Source organism: Microbacterium sp. p3-SID336, assembly GCF_025143365.1.
GTDB lineage: Bacteria > Actinomycetota > Actinomycetes > Actinomycetales > Microbacteriaceae > Microbacterium.
Window position 1 is genome coordinate 32,496 of sequence record NZ_JALXPE010000002.1, and the last position, 19,771, is coordinate 52,266.

General features: G+C 71.1%; 18 protein-coding genes. 13 read left to right on the forward strand and 5 right to left on the reverse strand.

Features of this window, described 5'->3' with window-relative positions; translation table 11 throughout:
- Positions 1–166: 166 nt before the first annotated feature.
- The 6 genes from M3C17_RS00905 (at position 167) to M3C17_RS00930 (ending at position 5,437) form a co-directional block, all read left to right on the forward strand.
- Complete coding sequence (locus tag M3C17_RS00905) at positions 167–955, forward strand: molybdenum cofactor biosynthesis F family protein (protein WP_259975737.1); 789 nt, start codon at positions 167–169, stop codon at positions 953–955.
- 14 nt (positions 956–969) lie between these two features.
- A complete protein-coding gene (locus M3C17_RS00910) occupies positions 970–1,359 on the forward strand; it encodes a nuclear transport factor 2 family protein (protein WP_259975738.1) in 390 nt (129 codons plus the stop codon).
- Between the two features lie 54 nt (positions 1,360–1,413).
- Positions 1,414–2,583, forward strand: a complete 1,170-nt coding sequence (locus M3C17_RS00915; protein WP_259975739.1) for an ABC transporter substrate-binding protein — start codon at positions 1,414–1,416, stop codon at positions 2,581–2,583.
- 82 nt (positions 2,584–2,665) lie between these two features.
- Entirely contained in the window at positions 2,666–3,649 is a 984-nt protein-coding gene (locus M3C17_RS00920) for an ABC transporter permease (RefSeq protein WP_259975740.1), read from the forward strand.
- On the forward strand, positions 3,642–4,685 hold the full coding sequence (locus M3C17_RS00925) for an iron chelate uptake ABC transporter family permease subunit (protein ID WP_259975742.1): 1,044 nt from the start codon (positions 3,642–3,644) through the stop codon (positions 4,683–4,685). The genes M3C17_RS00920 and M3C17_RS00925 overlap by 8 nt, the downstream gene beginning before the upstream one ends.
- On the forward strand, positions 4,682–5,437 hold the full coding sequence (locus tag M3C17_RS00930; protein ID WP_259975744.1) for an ABC transporter ATP-binding protein: 756 nt from the start codon (positions 4,682–4,684) through the stop codon (positions 5,435–5,437). Before M3C17_RS00925 ends, M3C17_RS00930 begins: the two co-directional genes overlap by 4 nt.
- A gap of 23 nt (positions 5,438–5,460) precedes the next feature.
- Here M3C17_RS00930 and M3C17_RS00935 read toward each other — a convergent pair whose 3' ends face one another.
- The 3 genes from M3C17_RS00935 to M3C17_RS00945 form a co-directional block, all read right to left on the reverse strand.
- Complete coding sequence (locus M3C17_RS00935; protein WP_259975745.1) at positions 5,461–5,658, reverse strand: hypothetical protein; 198 nt, start codon at positions 5,656–5,658, stop codon at positions 5,461–5,463.
- An 18-nt stretch (positions 5,659–5,676) separates the two neighbouring features.
- Entirely contained in the window at positions 5,677–6,633 is a 957-nt protein-coding gene (locus tag M3C17_RS00940) for a DNA-3-methyladenine glycosylase (RefSeq protein WP_259975746.1), read from the reverse strand.
- 70 nt (positions 6,634–6,703) lie between these two features.
- On the reverse strand, positions 6,704–7,411 hold the full coding sequence (locus M3C17_RS00945) for a winged helix-turn-helix domain-containing protein (protein ID WP_259975747.1): 708 nt from the start codon (positions 7,409–7,411) through the stop codon (positions 6,704–6,706).
- 328 nt (positions 7,412–7,739) lie between these two features.
- Between M3C17_RS00945 and M3C17_RS00950 the strand changes: the two genes are divergently transcribed.
- From M3C17_RS00950 to M3C17_RS00960, 3 genes are all read left to right on the forward strand, one after another.
- Positions 7,740–8,048: a GNAT family N-acetyltransferase gene (locus tag M3C17_RS00950; protein ID WP_259975748.1), complete on the forward strand. Its 309-nt coding sequence runs from the start codon at positions 7,740–7,742 to the stop codon at positions 8,046–8,048.
- A 123-nt stretch (positions 8,049–8,171) separates the two neighbouring features.
- On the forward strand, positions 8,172–9,341 hold the full coding sequence (locus M3C17_RS00955) for an exonuclease SbcCD subunit D (protein ID WP_259975749.1): 1,170 nt from the start codon (positions 8,172–8,174) through the stop codon (positions 9,339–9,341).
- Positions 9,342–12,413 (forward strand): SMC family ATPase, encoded by a 3,072-nt coding sequence (locus M3C17_RS00960; RefSeq protein ID WP_259975750.1) that lies wholly within the window; start codon positions 9,342–9,344, stop codon positions 12,411–12,413.
- A 151-nt stretch (positions 12,414–12,564) separates the two neighbouring features.
- On the opposite strand, the gene M3C17_RS00965 is transcribed toward M3C17_RS00960, so the two are convergent.
- Positions 12,565–13,122, reverse strand: coding sequence for a nucleoside phosphorylase (locus M3C17_RS00965; protein WP_259975751.1), 558 nt, complete (start codon positions 13,120–13,122; stop codon positions 12,565–12,567).
- A gap of 109 nt (positions 13,123–13,231) precedes the next feature.
- Here M3C17_RS00965 and nadE point away from each other — a divergent pair, with 109 nt between their 5' ends.
- The 3 genes from nadE (at position 13,232) to M3C17_RS00980 (ending at position 18,456) form a co-directional block, all read left to right on the forward strand.
- On the forward strand, positions 13,232–14,050 hold the full coding sequence (gene nadE, locus M3C17_RS00970; protein WP_259975752.1) for an ammonia-dependent NAD(+) synthetase: 819 nt from the start codon (positions 13,232–13,234) through the stop codon (positions 14,048–14,050).
- Between the two features lie 87 nt (positions 14,051–14,137).
- Positions 14,138–17,620 (forward strand): bifunctional RecB family nuclease/DEAD/DEAH box helicase, encoded by a 3,483-nt coding sequence (locus tag M3C17_RS00975; RefSeq protein ID WP_259975754.1) that lies wholly within the window; start codon positions 14,138–14,140, stop codon positions 17,618–17,620.
- Positions 17,617–18,456 carry a hypothetical protein gene (locus M3C17_RS00980; RefSeq protein WP_259975755.1) on the forward strand — a complete coding sequence of 280 codons (840 nt, stop codon included), beginning with the start codon at positions 17,617–17,619 and terminating at the stop codon, positions 18,454–18,456. The genes M3C17_RS00975 and M3C17_RS00980 overlap by 4 nt, the downstream gene beginning before the upstream one ends.
- 137 nt (positions 18,457–18,593) lie before the next feature.
- Here the strand turns inward: M3C17_RS00980 and upp are convergent, their stop codons facing one another.
- Positions 18,594–19,226, reverse strand: a complete 633-nt coding sequence (upp, locus tag M3C17_RS00985; protein WP_210676685.1) for a uracil phosphoribosyltransferase — start codon at positions 19,224–19,226, stop codon at positions 18,594–18,596.
- A gap of 80 nt (positions 19,227–19,306) precedes the next feature.
- On the opposite strand from upp, the gene tadA reads away from it, so the two are divergent.
- Positions 19,307–19,762 carry a tRNA adenosine(34) deaminase TadA gene (tadA, locus tag M3C17_RS00990; protein ID WP_259975757.1) on the forward strand — a complete coding sequence of 152 codons (456 nt, stop codon included), beginning with the start codon at positions 19,307–19,309 and terminating at the stop codon, positions 19,760–19,762.
- The last annotated feature ends 9 nt before the right edge of the window (positions 19,763–19,771 follow it).

Sequence of the window (19,771 nt, forward strand, 5' to 3'; positions counted from 1 at the left end):
TCGCGAGTCCTGCTTGCCCCGGAGGGCACGCCGATTGACTCTCGGCGCGCGATGGCGGCGCGAGCCTTGAGCGCACGCCCGGGCGCGCCGGAGCATGAGGCAAGCGCACCGCGATGACGCGGCGCCCGGGGCGAAGAGGCCCCGCCGTGTGACGTCAGGACCCCTCATGACAGACACCTCCACCGACCCCGCGCTGGACGAATGGCGCACGTACGACGAGTTCGCCGCAGGCATCGACACCTACCGCCTGCCCGGCACGATGCTCGCCGGCACGAACCTCGATCTCACGCTCGACGACGGCACCGCACTCAGCCTGCGATTCACGGAGGACGCCGTCTCCTGGAGCGGGCTCGGTGCATCGGGCACCGATCCGTACGACGCGGTGCGCGTCCGCGAGGACGTGGTGTTCGTGAACATCCCGATGCAGAGCCGCCCGCGCGAAGCCGTCACGGTGGTGTTCTCCCCGACCACGAACAGGGCCACCGTGGTGCGCTCGCAGATCGCCGCCGAGGCCGTCGAGGGCACGCCGCAGGTCGGTCAGGAGTTCTGGGCGGCCACGATCGACGGCGGCGAGGTCAGCGGCGAGACGCCCGGCCCGAGCAGAGACCTCATCGGCAAGCGCAACATCTACCGGTACAGCCCGCACCACCTGTACGAGCACGTCTACGTGTCGAGCCAGCGGTACGCCTGGCAGTGCCTGGAGGGCGTGCAGCGCGGTCACGGCGACATGGACCTGTCGACGGTGTGGAAGTTCGCGGACGGCCTGTACCTGTTCTGCTTCCGGGAGTTCCGCATCGCCGTGGCGAGCGTGTGGCTGCACGACCTCGGCTACCAGCTGATGACGACCGGGATCTTCCTCGGGCTCAACGGCGACGGCGACGCCGAGCACTCCCGCGGCGGCGGTCACATCTACCCCCTGGGCAGCGTCTCCTACCCCGACGCGCAGCCCGTGTGAGCGAGGAGACGACCATGAGCGACGCCGAGCTGGTCCGCAGCCACTACGCCGCGAACGACCGCGGCGACCTGGACGGCATGCTGGCCCCCTTCGCCGCCGACATCCGGTGGACCGAGGCCGCCGGGTTCCCCTACGCGGGCACCTACATCGGCCCTGCCGCGGTGGCCGAGAACGTCTTCGGGCGCATCCAGGAGGAGTGGGACGACTACACGGTCGCGATCGACGAGGTGGTCGACGGCGGGGACGTGGTCGTCGGCATCGGCACCTACTCCGGCACGTACAAGCGCACCGGGCGGTTCTTCGCCGCCAGGGTCGCGCACGTCTGGCGGGTGGCAGGCGGCGAGATCGTCGGCTTCGAGCAGTTCACCGACACCGAGCTCGTGAACCGCGCCCTGCGCGACTGACACAGCGCGCCACAGACACACAGAGCACCACAGAACACGAGAGGCAGGAAGCACATGAACAGACGAGCATCCGGCACGGCGGCACTGATCGCCGTGGCCGCCCTCGCACTCGCCGGCTGCGCCGGTGGAGACGGCGCAGGCGGGGGCGACGGCGCCCCCATCGTCGTCGGCTCGGTCAACACGATCAGCGGCCCGGCCACCTTCCCCGAGGCGTCGCAGGCAGCAGCAGCGGTCTTCGACGCCTTCAACGAGGACGGCGGGCTGGACGGCCGGAAGATCGAGTACAAGATGCTCGACGACAAGGGAGACCCGGCCACGGCGACCGCCTCGGCCAGGGAGATCGTGGGCAGCGACGAGGCCGTCGCGCTGGTCGGCTCCGCGAGCCTCATCGAGTGCGAGATCAACGCCAAGTACTACGAGCAGGAGGGCATCCTGTCCATGCCCGGCATCGGCGTGGACACGGGCTGCTTCGACAGCGAGAACATCTCCCCCGCCAACGTCGGCCCGTTCAACGACATGACCCTGACGCTGCAGTACGGCTCGGAGGTGCTGGGCCTCGACGACATCTGCATCCTGCTGGAGATCGCCGGATCCACCCGTCCGACCTACCAGGCCGCGATCGACGAGTGGACCGAGATCACCGGCAAGGAGCCGAAGTACATCGACGACACCGTGCCGTACGGCGCCTCGGACTACACGCCGTACATCGTGAAGGCGCGGGACCAGGGCTGCAAGGCACTGGCGATCAACCCGGTCGAGCCCGACGCGATCGGGCAGGTCAAGGCCGCGAACGCCCAGGGCTGGGACGACGTGACCTGGCTGTACCTGACCAGCGTGTACAGCGAGAACTTCGCCGACGCGATCGACAACGCGGGCGCCGGCATCTACGTGCCCGCCGAGTTCTACCCGTTCACCGACGACAACGAGATCAACGCGGACTGGCGTGAGCTGATGGAGGCCAACGACATCCCGCTGACCTCGTTCAGCCAGGGCGGATACCTCGCCGCGACCTACTTCATCGAGGTGCTGAAGGGCATCGACGGCGACATCACCAGAGAGAGCGTCTCCGAGGCCCTGAAGAACATGGAGCCGATCGAGAACGCCATGGTGGGCACGCCCTACGCCTTCGGCACGCAGAACACCGCGGGCTGGCCGATCATCCTGAAGTCGGGCACGAACGCCTGGGAGAAGGTCGCCGACGACTGGCTGCGCATCGGCGAGTAGCCGCGCCGCCGCCCGGCGACCGCGGCGGGGGGGGGGGGGGGGGCGCCCCCACCCCCCCCCCCCCCCCCCCCCGGCATTCCCCATGACCTCCCCCTCTCTCCGCACGCCACGCTCCGCCGCGCGGCTGTTCGACCCGAAGCTCCTGATCGGGCTGCTCGTGGTCGCCGTGCTCCTCGCGATCTCGCTGTTCACCGGCGTGTACGACGTCACCGGTGCCGCCGACGGCGCGCAGATGTTCCAGATCACCCGTGTCCCGCGCACGATCGCCCTCGTGCTCGCCGGCGCCGCCATGGCGATGGCCGGACTCGTGATGCAGCTGCTCACCCAGAACCGCTTCGTCGAGCCGACCACCACCGGCACCACCGAATGGGCGGGGCTCGGCCTGCTCGCGGTCATGGTGCTCGTCCCGCAGCCGTCGCTTCCGCTGCGGATGGCCGGCGCCGTGCTCGCGGCGTTCGTCGGCACCATGGTGTTCTTCGCGTTCCTGCGCCGCGTCGCCCTCAGGTCCTCGCTCATCGTGCCGATCGTTGGCATCATGCTCGGCGCCGTGGTGGGCGCGATCACCACCTACTTCGCTCTCGTCACCAACTCGCTGCAGATCGTCGGCGTCTGGTTCGCGGGGAGCTTCACCTCCGTCATGCGCGGGCAGTACGAGATGCTCTGGATCGTCGCGATCATGGGGGTGATCGTCTTCCTCGTCGCCGACCGGCTCACGATCGCCGGGCTCGGCGAGGAGATCGCGACGAACGTGGGCGTGAACTACAACAGGATGATCCTTCTGGGCACCGTGCTGATCGCGGTCACGACCGGCGTGGTCACCGTGGTCGTCGGCAACCTGCCCTTCCTCGGGCTCATCGTGCCGAACATCGTCTCGATGGTGCGGGGCGACGACCTGCGCAGCAACCTGCCGTGGGTGTGCCTGCTCGGCATCGCGATCGTCACAGTGTGCGACATCATCGGCCGCACGATCATCATGCCGTTCGAGGTGCCGGTGTCGCTGATCCTCGGCGTCGTCGGCGCGGTCGTGTTCGTGCTCCTCCTGCTGAGGCAGCGTCGTCGTGGCTAGCGGCACGCTGCCCAGGACGACGACGCCCGCCCCGACGCGGTCGGCCGGCGCCTTCACGACCCCGCGCGCCCGGCGGCGCTACATCATCGTGCTCGCGATCCTCGCCGTGCTCGCGGCGGGCTCGGCGTTCGGACTGCTGGCGTGGGACAACCCCATGCCGGTCGGCACCCCCGGCTTCTGGCGCATCGCGCAGCTCCGCGCGACGTCCGTGGTCGTCATGGCGCTCGTCGCGGTCGCACAGGCCGTCGCCACCGTCAGCTTCCAGACCGTCACGAACAACCGCATCATCACGCCGTCGATCATGGGGTTCGAGTCGCTGTACCGCGTCGTGCAGACGACCACCGTCTACCTGTTCGGCGTCGCCGGACTCGTCGCGATCCAGGGCGTCGGACAGTTCGCGCTGCAGGTCGTCATCATGGTGGGACTCGCCGTCCTCCTCTATGGCTGGCTGCTGTCCGGGCGCTACGGCAACATGCAGATCATGCTGCTGGTCGGCATCGTGATCGGCGGCGGGCTCGGCGCGATCGCCACGTTCATGCAGCGGCTGCTCACCCCGAGCGAGTTCGACGTGCTCGCCGCGCGGCTGTTCGGGAACGTGTCGAACGCGGATCCGTCCTACCTTCCGCTCGCTGTCCCCCTGGTGGCGGCGGCGACCGTTCTGCTGTGGCTGCGCTCGCGCCGGCTCAACGTGCTGGCACTCGGGCCCGATGCCGCGCGCTCGCTCGGCCTCGACCATCGGCGCGAGCAGTTCATCGTGCTCACGCTGGTCGCGGTGCTCATGGCCACGTCGACGGCGCTCGTGGGACCCATGACCTTCCTCGGGTTCCTCGTGGCGACCCTGGCCTACCAGTTCGCCGACACGCATGACCACCGACTGCTCTTCCCCGTGGCTGTGCTCACCGCCTTCACCATTCTCGCCGGAGCCTACTTCGTGATGAAGAACGTCTTCTATGCGCAGGGCATGGTGTCGATCCTCATCGAGATCGTCGGCGGCACGGTGTTCCTCATCGTCATCCTCAGAAAGGGCAGGCTGTGATCGCACTCGACGGCGTCCGCCGTGACTACAGCAGCGAGGTCGCGATCGGCCCCGTCGACCTCCGCATCCCGACCGGCGGCATCACGGCGCTCATCGGACCCAACGGTGCGGGCAAGTCGACGCTTCTGACGATGATCGGCCGCCTCAACGGCATGGACGCGGGAGCGATCGAGATCGCCGGACTCGACGTCGCCTCCACCAAGAGCAAGGACCTGGCGAAGGTCGTGTCGATCCTCCGCCAGGAGAACCACTTCGTCACGCGGCTCACCGTGCGCCAGCTCGTGGGCTTCGGGCGCTTCCCGCACTCGCAGGGGCGGCTGAACCGGGCGGACGAGGAGATCATCAGCCGCGCCATCGACTTCCTCGACCTCGGCGCGCTGGAGGGACGGTACCTCGACGAGCTGTCGGGCGGGCAGCGACAGCGGGCGTACGTGGCGATGGTGCTGGCGCAGGACACCGAGTTCGTGCTGCTCGACGAGCCCCTGAACAACCTCGACATGCGACACGCGGTGCAGATGATGAAGCACCTCCGGCGTGCGGCCGAGGAGCTCGGTCGGACGATCGTCATCGTGCTGCACGACATCAACTTCGCCGGGCACTACGCCGACCACATCTGCGCCATGAAGGACGGGCGCGTGGTGGAGTTCGGCACGCCGGCGGAGATCATGACGGACGAGGTGCTCACCCGCGTGTTCGAGACCGAGGTGCGGGTCGTGGAGGGCCCGTCCGGCCCCCTCGCCGTGTACTACTGACCCGCCGGTGCGCGGGGCCCGGGTCAGAGCTCGATGCCGTGGTCCTCGTCGTTCACTCCGGCGTTGTGCCCGCGGCGGGACTCGTAGCCGAGGAACCAGCCCAGCCACACGATGGCCGCGAGCAGCACTCCGAGCCAGACGTTCTGGAAGATGAGCCCGACGACCACCCCGACGATCAGCAGGCCGACGGTGATGGAGATGCGCAGCGCGGTGCGGGACATGGCCTCAGCATACGGGCGTCAGCGGCGGCGATGGTCCTCCGGGGCGAGGCGCGGGCCGCGGCGCGGTTCCATCACACCGGCCGCGAAGATGAGCCGGATCACCCGCTGGCGGTGACCCGCCCACGGCGCCAGCAGCTCGAGCATGCCGGCGTCGTCGGTGCGGTGACCCGTGAGCGCATAGCCGACCTCGTGCGCCAGGTGGAAGTCGCCCACGCTGACGGCATCGGGGTCGCCGAGGGCGCGCAGGCGCGTCTCCGCCGCCGTCCACGGACCGACGCCGGGCAGGCTCGTGAGCACGCGGTCGCGGTCGCTTCCGGTGGCGGCGGCCAGCACAGCGCGCGCGATGCGCTCCCCGCGTTCGGCATGGCGCACGATGGTCTTCGACTGCGGCGGCTCCACGCTCGCGCGATGCCACGCCCAGGACGGGATGCGGCGCCACTGTTCGGCGGTGGGCGCGACGGCCATGGGGCGTGGCGTGGGGCCGGGTGCCGGTTCGCCGTAACGCGAGACGAGGAATCGCCACGCGCCGAACGCCTGCATCGAGGTGACCTTCTGCTCCAGGATCGCGCAGGCCAGCGCGTCGAAGACAGCACCGGTGCGCGGCAGCCGAAGACCGGGGTGGCGGCGGGCGGCCTCGGCGATGAGCGGGTGGCGCGTGGCGTCGAAGCCGCTCGGGTCGTCGCCGGCACCGCACAGGGCGGGGACGAGGTCGAGCGCGTGATCCGCGCCGGGGCCCCAGGCCGATGCTCTGACCTCGCCGCCGGTCATCCGCAGGGCGAGAGTCGCCAGCCCGCCCGGCGTGCGCAGCGCCCGCCAGATGACGGGGCCGTCGAAAACCATCGTGGGGTCCGTTCCCCCGCGGCGGAGCAGACCGACGGTGCGCCGCAGATCGAGCGGGCGGCCGGGGGAGTACACCGACTCGCGGGCCGGTTCCGTGCGCGAGGCGTCGGCCGGTGCGGGTGCGGTGAGGGTCATGCGCCCACCCTACGCGCCGGTCCTGACACCGGGCTTCGGGCCCGGGCGCTGTCCGCACCGCGCGTGCGCGTCAGAAGCGGTCGGGCGAGGGCGTGCCGTGGCCGTAGCGGATCACGACGTCGGCGTGCCGGTCGAAACGGTAGCCGATGCCGCGCACCGTGCGGACGATGTCCTCGTAGCGGCCGAGCTTGGCGCGCAGGCGGCGGACGTGCACGTCGATCGTGCGCTCGCCGGGAGCCTCGTCGTCCTGCGCCTGCCACAGCGCGGCGACCAGCTCGCTGCGCTCGATGGTGCGGCCCTCGCGGAGCACCAGGTACTGCAGCAGCTCGAACTCCTTGTAGGTGAAGGCGGCCGACTCGCCGTCGATCAGGACGCGCTTGCGGGAGATGTCGACGGTCACGCCGGTCTCCTCGGAGGTGATCTCCTCCTCGGCGGCGGCCTTGGTGCGGGCGATGGCGCCGGGCTCCTGCAGCGCGAGGCGGACGACGTCGAGGTCGCGGCCGCCGGATCCATGGGGAGCGAGCGCCACGGTGGCGTGCGTCTCGGCGCCGGGGGCGAGCTCGGCGAGGGTGCGGCGGAGGGCGTCGACGAGAAGCGGGAGGCTCACGCCGGCTTCGGCGGCCTTGATCTCGTCGAGTCCGACGTAGAGGGCGAAGCCGCGCGGCGAGCGGACGGCGGGCAGGTCGGCCCCGGCCTGCGCCTCGTGCTCGACGGCGGGGCGGACGGTGCGGACGGGGGCGGTGACGGCGGGACGCTCGAGAAGGGCGGTGTTCGACATGATGATGGGTCCTCAGGACGTGAGCCCGAAGCGAAGGGCTCGGATGCGTTGCATGAATGACCGGCGGAGCCGGGAAGCGAGCAAGGGTGGATGCTCGTGACGCTGTCCTCGCAGATGGCGGGGAGTCAGGTCAGGCGGGGTGGCTGTTCGTTCAGCGACACATTCGGCAACACATGCCAACGCGACCGGGCATCATCATCCCGGCAGTCCCGTTCGCCTCCTGGGCGGACAAAGGGCGTGCGTTGGTGGTCATGGGGGGATTATGTCCGATCGTGACGGCGCATGTCAAAACGCCCGGGCGTGGCGCAGGGGGCGTAACGTGGCACGGATGACGATCTCGCACACCGTCGGCGGCTTCATCCTGACCGACGAGAAGGACGCATCGCGGTACACGCTCACGCGCGACGGGAAGCTCGTCAGCGTGCTCGACTACCGCGACGACGGACGCACCATCGCCCTGACCCGGGCCTTCACGGTCCCGACTTTCCGCGGCAACGGCTACGCGGGGAAGGTCGTCGAAGGGGCGGTCGCCGACATCGCCGAGCGTGGTGACCGCACGGTCGACGCCGTGTGCTGGTACGTGGCCGAGTGGTTCGCGGCGCACCCGGAGCGCGCCGGTCTGCTCCGCACGCGCTGATCCGCGCGATTGTGTCGCCGTGTTACACGCACGGCTGACGGTGCGCGTGCACGCCGGCGCCGGCATGGCAGCAGCGCGGCGGGCCTCGGACGCAATGTCGGAGGTCGTTCGTACGGTGTGAGTATGCGGATCCTGCACACCTCGGACTGGCACATCGGCCGGACCTTCCACGGCAACTCCACCCTGGAGGCGCTCGCCGAGGTGCTCGCCGCGCTCACCGCACAGGTCGAGGCGGAGCGCGTCGATGTCGTGATCGTCGCGGGCGACGTCTTCGACTCCGCCACGCCCTCCGCCGCGGCTTACACGCTCCTCGGCGACGCGCTGGTGGCGCTGCACGCGACCGGGGCGCGCGTGATCGTCACGAGCGGCAACCATGACTCGGCCGCTCGGCTCGGGTTCCAGGCGCGCCTGCTCCGCGACGGCATCCACGTGCTGACCGATCCGCTCGGTGTCGGGCGCCCCGTCACGATCGCCGACGGCCACGGTCCCGTCCACTTCTACGGCATCCCCTACCTCGAGCCCGCGATCGTGCGCCAGCACTGGCCCGAGGGAGATGCCGAGGGGCGGCCGCTGCGCACGCAGGCGCAGACCATGACCCACGCGATGAACCTGGTGCGGGCGGGCATGAAGGAGCACGAGGGGCGCTCCGTCGCGATCGCGCACTGCTTCGCCGCGGGGGTCGAGCCCACCGAGGGCCTGGAGCGCGAGGTGCGACAGGGGGGCCTGGACGTGGTGCCGCTGAGCGTGTTCGACGGCCCCGACTACGTCGCACTCGGGCACATCCACGGGCGGCAGCAGCTCAGCGAGCGCGTGCGGTACGCCGGTGCGCCGTTGCACTACAGCTTCGGCGAGCAGCACAAGCCGCGAGGGTCCTGGCTGGTCGACCTCGACGCCGACGGACTGACGGCGGTCGAGTGGCGGGAGCTGCCGGTGCCGCGTCAGCTCGTCACGCTCACGGGCACGTTCGAGGAGATCCTCTCCGCGCAGAACGTCGAGGCCCACGCGAACCACTGGGTGTGCGCCGTCTACACCGACGCGGTGCCCCAGAGCGAGCCCATGCGGCGGCTCCGCGAGGTCTACCCCCACTGCGCGATGGTGCAGCATCAGCCCGCCGTCGCTGCGGTGGACCGCGACCGCTCCTACGCGCAGCGGCTGCGGTCAGCGGTGACCGACGCCGACCGGATCGAGGCGTTCCTGGAACACGTGCGCGCGGGTCAGGGGCCGAGCGAGGTCGAGCGGGAGCTCATCCACGAGGTGCTCGACGACCGCGTGCGCGCGGAGGCTCTCGTCTAGATGCGACTCCACCGTCTGGAGGTCGAGGGATTCGGTCCCTTCCGCGCCCGGCAGACCGTCGACTTCGATGCCTTCGCCGACGACGGCATCTTCCTCATCGCCGGCCGCACGGGCGCGGGCAAGTCGAGCATCCTGGACGCGGTGTGCTTCGGGCTCTACGGCGGCGTCCCACGGTACGACGGCGGCGAGAAGAGGCTTCGCAGCGATCACTGCGAGCCGGACGATCTCTCCGAGGTGGTCGTCGAGTTCAGCACGCCCGCCGGCCGTTTTCGGGTGACGCGCTCTCCCGAGTACCTGCGTCCGGCCAAGCGCGGCGGCGGTCTCACGAAGCAGGCGGCGGCGGTCTCCCTGGAGGAGTGGACGGAGGACGGCTGGATCGGGCGGGCCGCGCGCGCGGTCGACGTCGCCCACGAGCTGGATGAGATCCTGCAGCTGAGCCGCGAGCAGTTCCTGCAGGTGATCCTGCTCGCGCAGAACCGTTTCTCGGAGTTTCTGCTGGCCGGGAGCCGTGACCGCCAGGCTCTGCTGCGACGGCTGTTCGGCACGGAGCGGTTCGAAGACGTGCAGGCCCGCTTCGACGAGCGCAAGCGCACCGCCGAGCAGGAGCTGGGCACGCGCCTGGCCGGAGTGAACGCACGCTTGGACGAGGCGGAACGGCTGGTGTCGGAGGCCGGTCTCGGCGGGGACGAGTCACGCGACCGTGACGCCGTGCGTGACGGCGGCACCGCGCAAGACGGCGGGCTGCTGCGTGACGGCGAGGCTCTGCGTGGCGGTGGGGCTGCGGGAACGGGACGGGGCGCCGCGGGCGGCACACGGTCCGCTGCGGAGCGTCTCGACGCGCTCGGCACTGCTCTCGCCCGCGCGGATTACCGTGCGGAGCGTCGTGCCTCCGAGCGTGCGGACGCCGAGGCGCGCTCGACCGCGGCGGATGCAGCGCTCGCCACGGTGCGCGAGGAGAAGCGCGACCAGACCGAGCGCGACAGAGCCAGGCTCGCCCTGGCGCAACTGGATGCCGAGGAGCCCGAGATCGCGCAGGCGCGAGTCGAACTCGCGAACGCCCGGGCAGCGGAGGTGCTGCGACCGACCATCGTCGCGGCGACGAGGGCACAGGCTGCCCTCGCGCAGGCGCGCGGTGACGAGGAGCAGGCAGAGGCGGGTTGGCGGCGTCGAGGCATCGATGTGGCCGACCTCGAGGACTGGATCGCCGCACGCGTGCGGGAGACCGGCGGCTGGGAGCGGGCGGCCGTGCTCGAACAGCAGGCACCCGCACGCACGGCGGAACGCCAGGCAGCCGAGCGGGCGGTGACCGAGGCGGAGGCGCGCGCGGAGGCGGGGGCGACCGAGCGGGATGGCCTCCCGGCGCAGATCGCTGCAATCACGGAGGAAGGGGAAGCGGCGCGCCGACTCGCGGCGCGCATCCCCGATCTCCGGGCGGCCCTCGACGCGGCGGACCGGCGACTGGAGGCGGCGCGCGAGGTCGAACGTCTGGAGGCCGAGTGCGCGGCGGCCGATGCCGTGCTGACGGCGGCCACGACCACGCACGCCGAGGCGCAGACGCGACTGGCACGACTGCGTCAGCGCCGCATGGACGGCATGGCCGGCGAACTCGCGGCGACCCTCGTCGACGGGGAGGCCTGTGCCGTCTGCGGGTCGCGCGAGCATCCGGCACCCGCCGTTCACACCGACCCCGTGTCGGCCGATGACATCGCCGAAGCCGAAGCGGAGCGGGACGCGGCGGCGCGGGCGGAGCAGGAGGCGAGCGCCGCGTGCACCGAATTGCAGCTCGCTCGGGCCGCCGTCACCGCGCAGGCGGACGGCCGCGACACGGCAGGCGCCGAGGTCGAGCGGGCGGCGGCTGAGAGCGAGCACGCACAGGCTGTCGCGGCTCGCGAGCACGTCGCACGACTCGACGCGCTGCGCGCCGAGCTGGCGGAACGCGCAGACCGGCTGGAGGTCGAGCGGGCGGAGGATGCCGCAGCGCTCGCCGCGGCGCGGGAGCAGCTGGCCCTCGTGGTGCAGCGTCATCAGGACGCGGAGGCGGCGATCGCGGAAGCCCGCGGGGAGTTCGACACGGTCGCGGAGCGGGTCGAGGACCTCAGCGCCAGGGTCGCGGACGCCCGTCGGCTGGCCGAGGCGAGCTCCGAGCGCACGCGCCGGGAGCGGGCGGCGGCGGAGGCCGCGGCGGAGAGAGAAGCCGCGCTGACAGCCTCGCCCTTCGCGGACGCCGAGACCGCCGAGCGGGCGCTGCGATCCGCCTCGGCGCAGGAGGAGCTGGAGGCGCGGATCAGCCGTCACGCCGTGCAGCGGGAGAAGGAGCGGGCGGTGCTGTGGGACCTCGAGCTGCGCACTCTCCCCGAGGAGCCGATCGACGTCGAACCCTTCGAGCGCGCGTCGGCGGAGGCGCGTGCCGCGTGGTCGCTCGCCATGGACGAGGCGACCAGGGCCGCGGGGGATGCCGCGCGACTCGCGGGCTTGCATGAATCCGCCGCCGCCGAGCATGCACGCACGGCCGAGGACGCGGAGGCGTTCGCGGTGCTGCAGAACCTCGCCGACACGATCGCCGGTCGTGGCGCGAACACCCGCAAGATGACGCTGGAGACCTTCGTGCTCGCGGCGGAGCTGGAGGAGATCGTCGAGGCGGCCAACCGGCGTCTGCACGACATGTCGGAAGGGCGCTATCGGCTACAGCACTCCGATGCGCTGGCGGCGCGCGGTGCCGCGTCCGGGCTCGGCATCGTCGTCGCCGACGCCTTCACCGGGCAGACCCGTCCGCCGCAGTCGCTCTCCGGCGGGGAGACCTTCCTCACGTCACTCGCGCTGGCTCTCGGACTGGCCGAGGTCGTCACCGCACGAGCCGGCGGCATCCGCCTCGACACGCTCTTCATCGACGAGGGGTTCGGGTCGCTCGACGGCGACACGCTCGACGTGGCGATGCGCACCCTCGACGAGCTGCGGCAGGGCGGTCGCACGGTCGGCGTGATCAGTCACGTGGAGGCCATGCAGGAGCAGATCCCCGCGCAGCTCACCGTGCGTGCTCTCCCGAACGGCCCCAGTGTCATCGAGACCCGCTGATCGGGCCTGCGCGGCCTCAGACCCATACTCGGCGGGAATGACGTCGCGCAGCCGCACCTCCGCCGGAACGACGTGGCGCGGCTTCAGACGCCGTACTCGGCGGGAATGACGTCGCGCAGCCGCACCTTCGCCGGAACGACGTGGTGCGGCTTCAGACGCCGTACTCGGCGCGGATGACGTCACGCAGCTGCACGCTGCAGCGGGCGACCGCATCCCGGAAGTCCGTCAGAGCCCCGTCCTCCGCCTGATCCGACACCGCCCGGAAAGCACGGATCGGAACGCCGAACTGGCCCGCGACCCAGATGTATGCGTACGTCTCCATGTCGACGAGAGCGGCCCCGCTCGGCCGGATCACGGCCGTGACCTCGGCATCCTCGACGAAGTGGTCCCCCGTCGCGATGAGCACGCCGTCGCGCCCGGTGCTGACCCGCGCGGGCAGGGACACGTGCTGGCCGGAGATGCCGTCCAGGTCGGTGACGTCGTGCTGGAACGCGGAGCCCACCTCATGCACCGCGGCCTCGAGCGCCGGATCGATGGCACCGGCCGTGCCGACCACGACGACCTCGTCGTACAGTTTGGCGTCGAGCGCCCTGGTCAGGGCATAGGTCGCCTGGAGCTTGCCGGGGCCGGTGACCAGTCGGTCGAAGCCGTCGAGCTCGTCGGGGAAGGCGGACAGTTCGGACGCGAGCGCGGCGACGAGGAGTTTCACTGCCTCATTCTCTCAGGTCGCGGCTGGATGCCGCGTGCGAGCGCCGCGCCGCGGCCCCGGCGACCCGCGGAGGGAGGATACTGGGGCCAGGCGAAGAGCGGAGGATCTCGTGTCGTTGCAGAAGCAGATCGCGGAGGACCTGGGCGTCCGGCCCGACATCGACCCCGAGGCGGAGGTGGAGCGGCGGATCGCATTCCTCGCCGACTACCTGCGCACGACCGGCGCGAAGGGCTTCGTGCTCGGCATCTCGGGCGGGCAGGACTCGACGCTCGCCGGGCGGCTGGCGCAGCTCGCCGTCGAGCGGGTCCGCGCAGAGGGCGGCGACGCGTCGTTCCTCGCGGTGCGGCTGCCGTACCGGGTGCAGCACGATGCGGAGGACGCCCAGGCGGCGCTCGACTACATCGCTCCGGACTCGACGGTCGAGGTGAACATCGAGCACGGAGTCGACGGCGTGGAACGCGACATCGAGGCGGCGGTTACCGGCGACATCACCGACTTCAACCGCGGCAACATCAAGGCACGGTTGCGCATGGTCACCCAGTACGCGCTGGCGGGGCACGACGGTCTGATCGTGATCGGCACCGACCACGCGGCCGAGGCCGTTACGGGCTTCTACACGAAGTTCGGTGACGGCGCGGCGGATGTGCTTCCGCTCGCGGGCCTGACCAAGCGCCAGGGCCGATCGCTGCTGCAGCACCTGGAGGCGCCGCATCGGCTGGCGTTCAAGGTGCCGACGGCCGATCTGCTCGACGACCAGCCAGGCCGCTCGGACGAGGATGAGCTCGGGCTGACCTACGAGCAGATCGACTCGTTCCTGGAGGGGCAGGAGGTCGACCCGGAGGTCGCCGGGCGCATCGAGGCGCGCTATCTGGCGACGCAGCACAAGCGGCACCTGCCCGTCACGCCCGACGACACCTGGTGGCGCTGACCGTCCTCGTGCGAGCGGGTCGGCCCCGCTTTCTCCCATGTCGGATGCCGCGGATAGTGTCGAAGCATCCGAGAGAACGGGAGCATCGTGCGGATCGACACTGAGGCGCAGCGGATCATCTGGAGCGCGAGCGACCTCAAGGCGGCCGCCGAGTGCGAGTTCGCCTGGTGTCGGGCGATCGATGCGAAGCTCGGGCGCGTCCCCGCGGTCGAGGAGCCGGAGGACGCGACGCTGCAGCGGGCGGCCCAGCTGGGTGACGTGCACGAGCAGAACGTGCTCGATCGGTATATCCGCGACCTCGGTGCGGATCACGTGCACCAGGTGGCGAAGATCCGGTCCAGCGATCCCGAGGCGCTGGCGGCAGCAGTGGAGGAGACCGTCGCCGCGCTGCGGTCGGACGCGTCGGTCGTGTTCCAGGCGGCTTTCGCGACGGAGGAGTTCGTCGGATTCGCGGACTTCCTGCGCAAGGACGCGGACGGCCGCTGGCGCGTGCAGGACTCCAAGCTGGCGCGCAAGGCGCGGGTCACCGCGCTCATGCAGCTCGCGGCATACGTCGATCAGCTCGATCGGCTCGGCATCCCGCGCGCCGACGAGGTCGACCTCATCCTGGGCGACCACAGCATCAGCACGCACGCGGTCGACGACCTGCTGCCGCTGTTCCGCGTGCGTAGAGCGCGACTGCGGGCGCTCATCGCCGATCGTGCGGTGGGCGACGGTCAGAGCGGAGTCCCCCTCGCGTGGGGCGACGATCGCGGTGACCTGAGAGTGGTGGCTTGCGGGCGCTGCGCGACGTGCGAAGAGCAGGTCCTCGCCCATCGGGATCTGCTCATGGTCGCGCGGATGCGTCCGGTGCAGCGGGCACGACTCCGCGCAGCGGGCATCCTCACGATCGACGACCTCGCCGCGGCCGAGGTGCCTCCGGAGGGGATGAATGTCGACACCTTCCAAGGTCTCCGTGATCAGGCGCGCCTTCAGCTGCGCGCCGACGCCGACGGTGCCCCCACCTACGACGTGCACTATGCGGCGGCCATCCACACGCTGCCCGTGCCGAGCCACGGCGACATCTTCTTCGACTTCGAGGGCGATCCGCTCTACACCGAGCCCGCGCCGGACGGCGAGGCCGAGTGGGGCATCGACTACCTGTTCGGGTGGGTCGACAACGCCGATCAGTACACGGCGCTGTGGGCGCACACGTTCGCCGAGGAGCGTCGCGCGCTCGAGACGTTCCTCGACTTCGTGAAGCTCCGCCGCGCCGCGCATCCCGGCATGCACATCTACCATTACGCGCCGTACGAGACCTCGCACCTGGTCGCGATGGCCGCTCGGCATGGGGTGCGTGAGGGGGAGGTCGACCGACTGCTGCGCGAGGGCGTCTTCGTCGATCTGTACCCGCTGGTGCTGCGCACGGTGCGCGTCGGCTCCCGGTCGTACTCCATCAAGAAGCTCGAGCCCCTGTACATGGGCGAAGACGTGCGCACGAGCGATGTGCAGAAGGGCGACGACTCGATCGTGCAGTACGTCGCGGCCCGCGAGCTCGCGGCAGCCGGGGAGCAGGCGGAAGCCGACGCCGTGTTCGCCGACCTGGCCGACTACAACCGCTACGACTGCGTCTCGACGCGCCGGCTGCGCAACTGGCTCATCGACATCGCGCGCAAGGAGGGCGTCACGCCGGCGCCCCCGGACGACGTCGCCGAGGTCATCTACGAGCCGTCTCCGCGGTCCCTGGCACTGCTCGCGGATGCGGAGCGCGCGGCGGCGGCAGGAGACGACGGCCTCGTGCACCGCATCGCCGCCGCGGCGATCGACTACTTCCCGCGGGAGGCGAAGAGCTTCTGGGTCTCGCACTTCCAGCGACTGCGCGAGCCGGTGACGATGTGGGACGGCACGCGCGACGTGGTCAAGGTCGACGCGCCGTCGTCGCGCGTGCGCAGCGACTGGAGTATCGGCGAGGGCCGCCGCGTCATGTCACGCGAGGTGGAGCTGCGTGGCGAGGTCTCGCCGGGGACCACGCTCGGCGCCGGGTCGCAGCCGTTCGCCCTGTACGGCGTGCCCGCGCCGTTCGACACCGAGGTGCCCTCGCGCGCCGTGCATGTGCCGCATGCCGTGACGGTGCGCGAAGTCCTCGACGACGGCTACCTCATCGTGGAGTCGGCGGTACAAGGGCAGACGTGGGACGAGCTGCCCGTGGCTCTGACGCCCGCCGCGCCGCCGCGGGTGGTGTCGCTGCAGCAGGCGATCGACGAGTGGGCGGACTCCGTGCACGAGGCCGCCCCGGGGTTCCCTGCCGATGCCGCGACCGACATCCTCCGCCGCCTTCCGCCGCGGACCCTCTCGGGGGCGCCGCTTCCGCCTGCCGGCGCAGACACGATCGATGCGATCGTGCGCGGGATCCTCGACCTCGACCGCAGCTACCTCGCCGTGCAGGGCCCTCCGGGCACGGGCAAGACCTACACGGGGTCACAGGTGATCGCGCGTCTCGTGAACGAGCGCGGCTTCCGGGTGGGTGTCGTGGCGCAGTCGCATGCGATCATCGAGACGCTGCTGGAGCGCGTGGTCGCCGACGGCGTGTCGCCCGCACAGGTCGCGAAGTGCCCGAAGGATGCTGACGCCGACCCGGCGTACACCGTGATCCCGAAGAACGGGATGGCGGCGTTCCTGGCAGAGCACGCACACGAGGGCGCCGTCGTCGGCGGTACCGCGTGGGACTTCAGCAACACGCAGCGCGTCGACCGCGGTGGGCTCGACCTGCTCGTGATCGACGAGGCCGGGCAGTTCTCGCTCGCCTCCACGATCGCGGTCGCCGCGGGGGCACAGCGGCTGCTCCTGCTGGGCGATCCGCAGCAGCTGCCGCAGGTGAGCCAGGGGGCCCACCCCGAACCGGTCGACACCTCCGCGCTGGGCTGGGTCATGGACGGCGACCCGGTCGTCCGGCCCGAATACGGCTACTTCCTCGCGCAGTCGTGGCGCATGCATCCGTTCGTGGCGGCCCCGGTGTCGAAGCTCGCGTATGCGGGCAAGCTCGCTTCCGCCCCCGGAACGGAGCGGCGGGCTGTGGAGGGCATCGACCCGGGGCTGCACGTGGTGCCGCTGCGGCACCGTGGCAATGCCACGCAGTCGCCCGAGGAGGCGGATGAGGTCGTGCGCATCGTCCGCGATCTCGTGGGGCGGCCGTTTCACGACAACGACCCGGCCGGCACGGTGCGGCCGCTGAGGCCGGACGACATCATCGTGGTCGCGCCGTACAACGCGCAACGGCAGCTCGTGCACGATGCCCTCACGAAGGCCGGGTTCGGCGGCGTGCCGGTGGGAACGGTCGACAACTTCCAGGGCAAGGAGGCGGTGGTCTCGATCACCTCGCTCGCCGCGTCGAGCGGACGGGATGCTCCGCGCGGACCAGAGTTCCTGCTGCTGCAGAACCGCCTCAACGTGGCGATCTCCCGCGCGCAGGTCGTGGCGTACCTGATCCACTCCCCGGCCCTGCTCGACGATCTGCCGTACACGCCGGAGGGCGTCGCGCGGCTGAGCGCATTCGCTCGACTGGTCGGCGCCGCAGAAGAGGACCAGGCATGACGTCGCGCGAGCCGGATGCGACCGCGTCCACCGGAGACCTTCCCGTCGGGGACGTTCGCACGCCCGACCTGCCCACCGCGGAGGAGGTGCTCCGCGCCGCGGCTGCCTGGGCATGGTTCCCGCGCGGCAGCGAGCATGTCCGCGACGAGATGCTCCTCGTGCGGTACCCGGAGCGGTTCGGCGGAGGAGTTCGCGGGTCACAGGTCCCGTCCACGGTTTCCGCCGCGTCCGTGCTCGATGCAGCGCTGGAGCGCACCAGAGCCTGGGGCGAGACGGTGTTCACGTTCTGGACGAACCCGGCCGATGGCCCTGACCTGGAGGACGAACTTCGGCGCCGCGGAGCCGAACACGTCGACACGGTCACCGTGTTCGCGCGTCCGACCACCGGCGTCGGCGTCGATGTGCCGCCCGGCGTGTCCGCCGAACTCGTCCGCTCGCTGGATCAGCTCCGCGAGGTCGACGCGATCAACGTTCCGGTCTGGGGTCAGCAGCCCCTCGACGAGGATGGGCTGCGCGTCGAGTTCGCCGAGGTGGCCGCCACTCTCCGCACCGGCGAAGGGCTCCGGGTCCTCGGCCGCATCGACGGACGCGCCGTGAGCACCGGCGGGTGCACGATCGTCGACGGGTTCACGCGGCTCTGGGGCGCGGCGACGCTCGAGACCGACCGCGGACGCGGCGTCTACCGTGCCGTGCTCGCGGAGCGTCTGCGGCAGAGCGCCGCCCGCGGCGCCGCCACGGCGCTCGTCAAGGGTCGCGTCTCGACCTCGGCGCCGATTCTCGCCACGGCCGGGTTCACACGGTACGGGGAGGAGCGCGCCTACCGTCTGACCCTCTGACAGAGCCGCCCGTCTGCACTCGCCTCGGGCTCAGACCGCGCCATGGAGCAGCCCCCGCCTCGGGCTCAGACCGCAGCGTGGAGCAGCACCCACCTTGGGTTCGGACCGCACCGGGCAGCGTCCGCCCCGCGCTCGGATCAGACGGTGCCGTAGAGGCGGTCGCCGGCGTCGCCGAGCCCAGGCACGATGTAGCCCTTCTCGTCGAGTCGCTCGTCGAGCGCACCCAGCACGAGGGTCACGTCCCGGTCGCCGGCCATGGCCTCGATCGCGGCCACGCCCTCCGGGGTGCCCAGCAGGCAGATCGCGGTCACATCCTTCGCGCCGCGGTCGAACAGGAACTGGATCGCAGCGGCCAGCGAGCCGCCCGTCGCCAGCATCGGGTCGATGGCGAAGCACTGGCGGTCGCTCAGGTCGTCCGGAAGCCGCTCGGCGTACGTCGTGGGCTCGAAGGTCTCCTCGTCGCGGACCATGCCCAGGAAGCCGACCTCGGCCGTCGGGAGCAGCTTCACCAGTCCTTCGAGCATGCCGAGGCCCGCACGGAGGATCGGCACGACGATGGGACGCGGCTCGGAGATCTTGACTCCGGTGGTCGTGGTCACCGGGGTCGTGATCTCGATGGGGGTGACCTTGACGTTGCGCGTCGCCTCGTAGGCCAGGAGGGTCACGAGCTCCTCCGTCAGCTGTCGGAAGACGGGCGACGGGGTGCGCGCGTCGCGCAGCACCGAGAGCTTGTGGGTGACGAGGGGGTGGTCGGCGACGTGAACACGCATGGTTACAGGCTAATGCGCGCCACCGCCCCGCACGACATCGAGGCACAGGAGGGGCCGTGCTGCTGTCGTAGGCTCGACGCATGACCGCCGCCGACCGCCTCGCGATGGGCCGTGCGCTCGCCCTGGCCGCGGAGGCCGCGGACGCGACCGAGATCCCCGTGGGGGCGGTCGTGCTGGACGCCGAGGGGCGCGTGCTCGGCGAGGGGCGCAACACGCGCGAAACCACCCACGACCCGACCGGTCATGCGGAGATCGTCGCGCTGCGCCAGGCGGCCGCGAGCCGACGCTCCTGGAACCTCGAGGGGTGCACGCTCGTGGTCACCCTGGAGCCGTGCATCATGTGCGCGGGGGCGATCCTGCAATCGCGCATCGGCCGGGTGGTCTTCGGCGCCTGGGACGACAAGGCGGGCGCGGCGGGGTCGATGTACGACGTGCTGCGGGACCGCCGCCTGCCGTATCGCGCGGAAGTGGTCGGCGGTATCGAGGAGGAGGCCGCGACCGCCCTCCTGCGCGACTTCTTCCGGGAGCGCCGCTGAGCCCCGCGC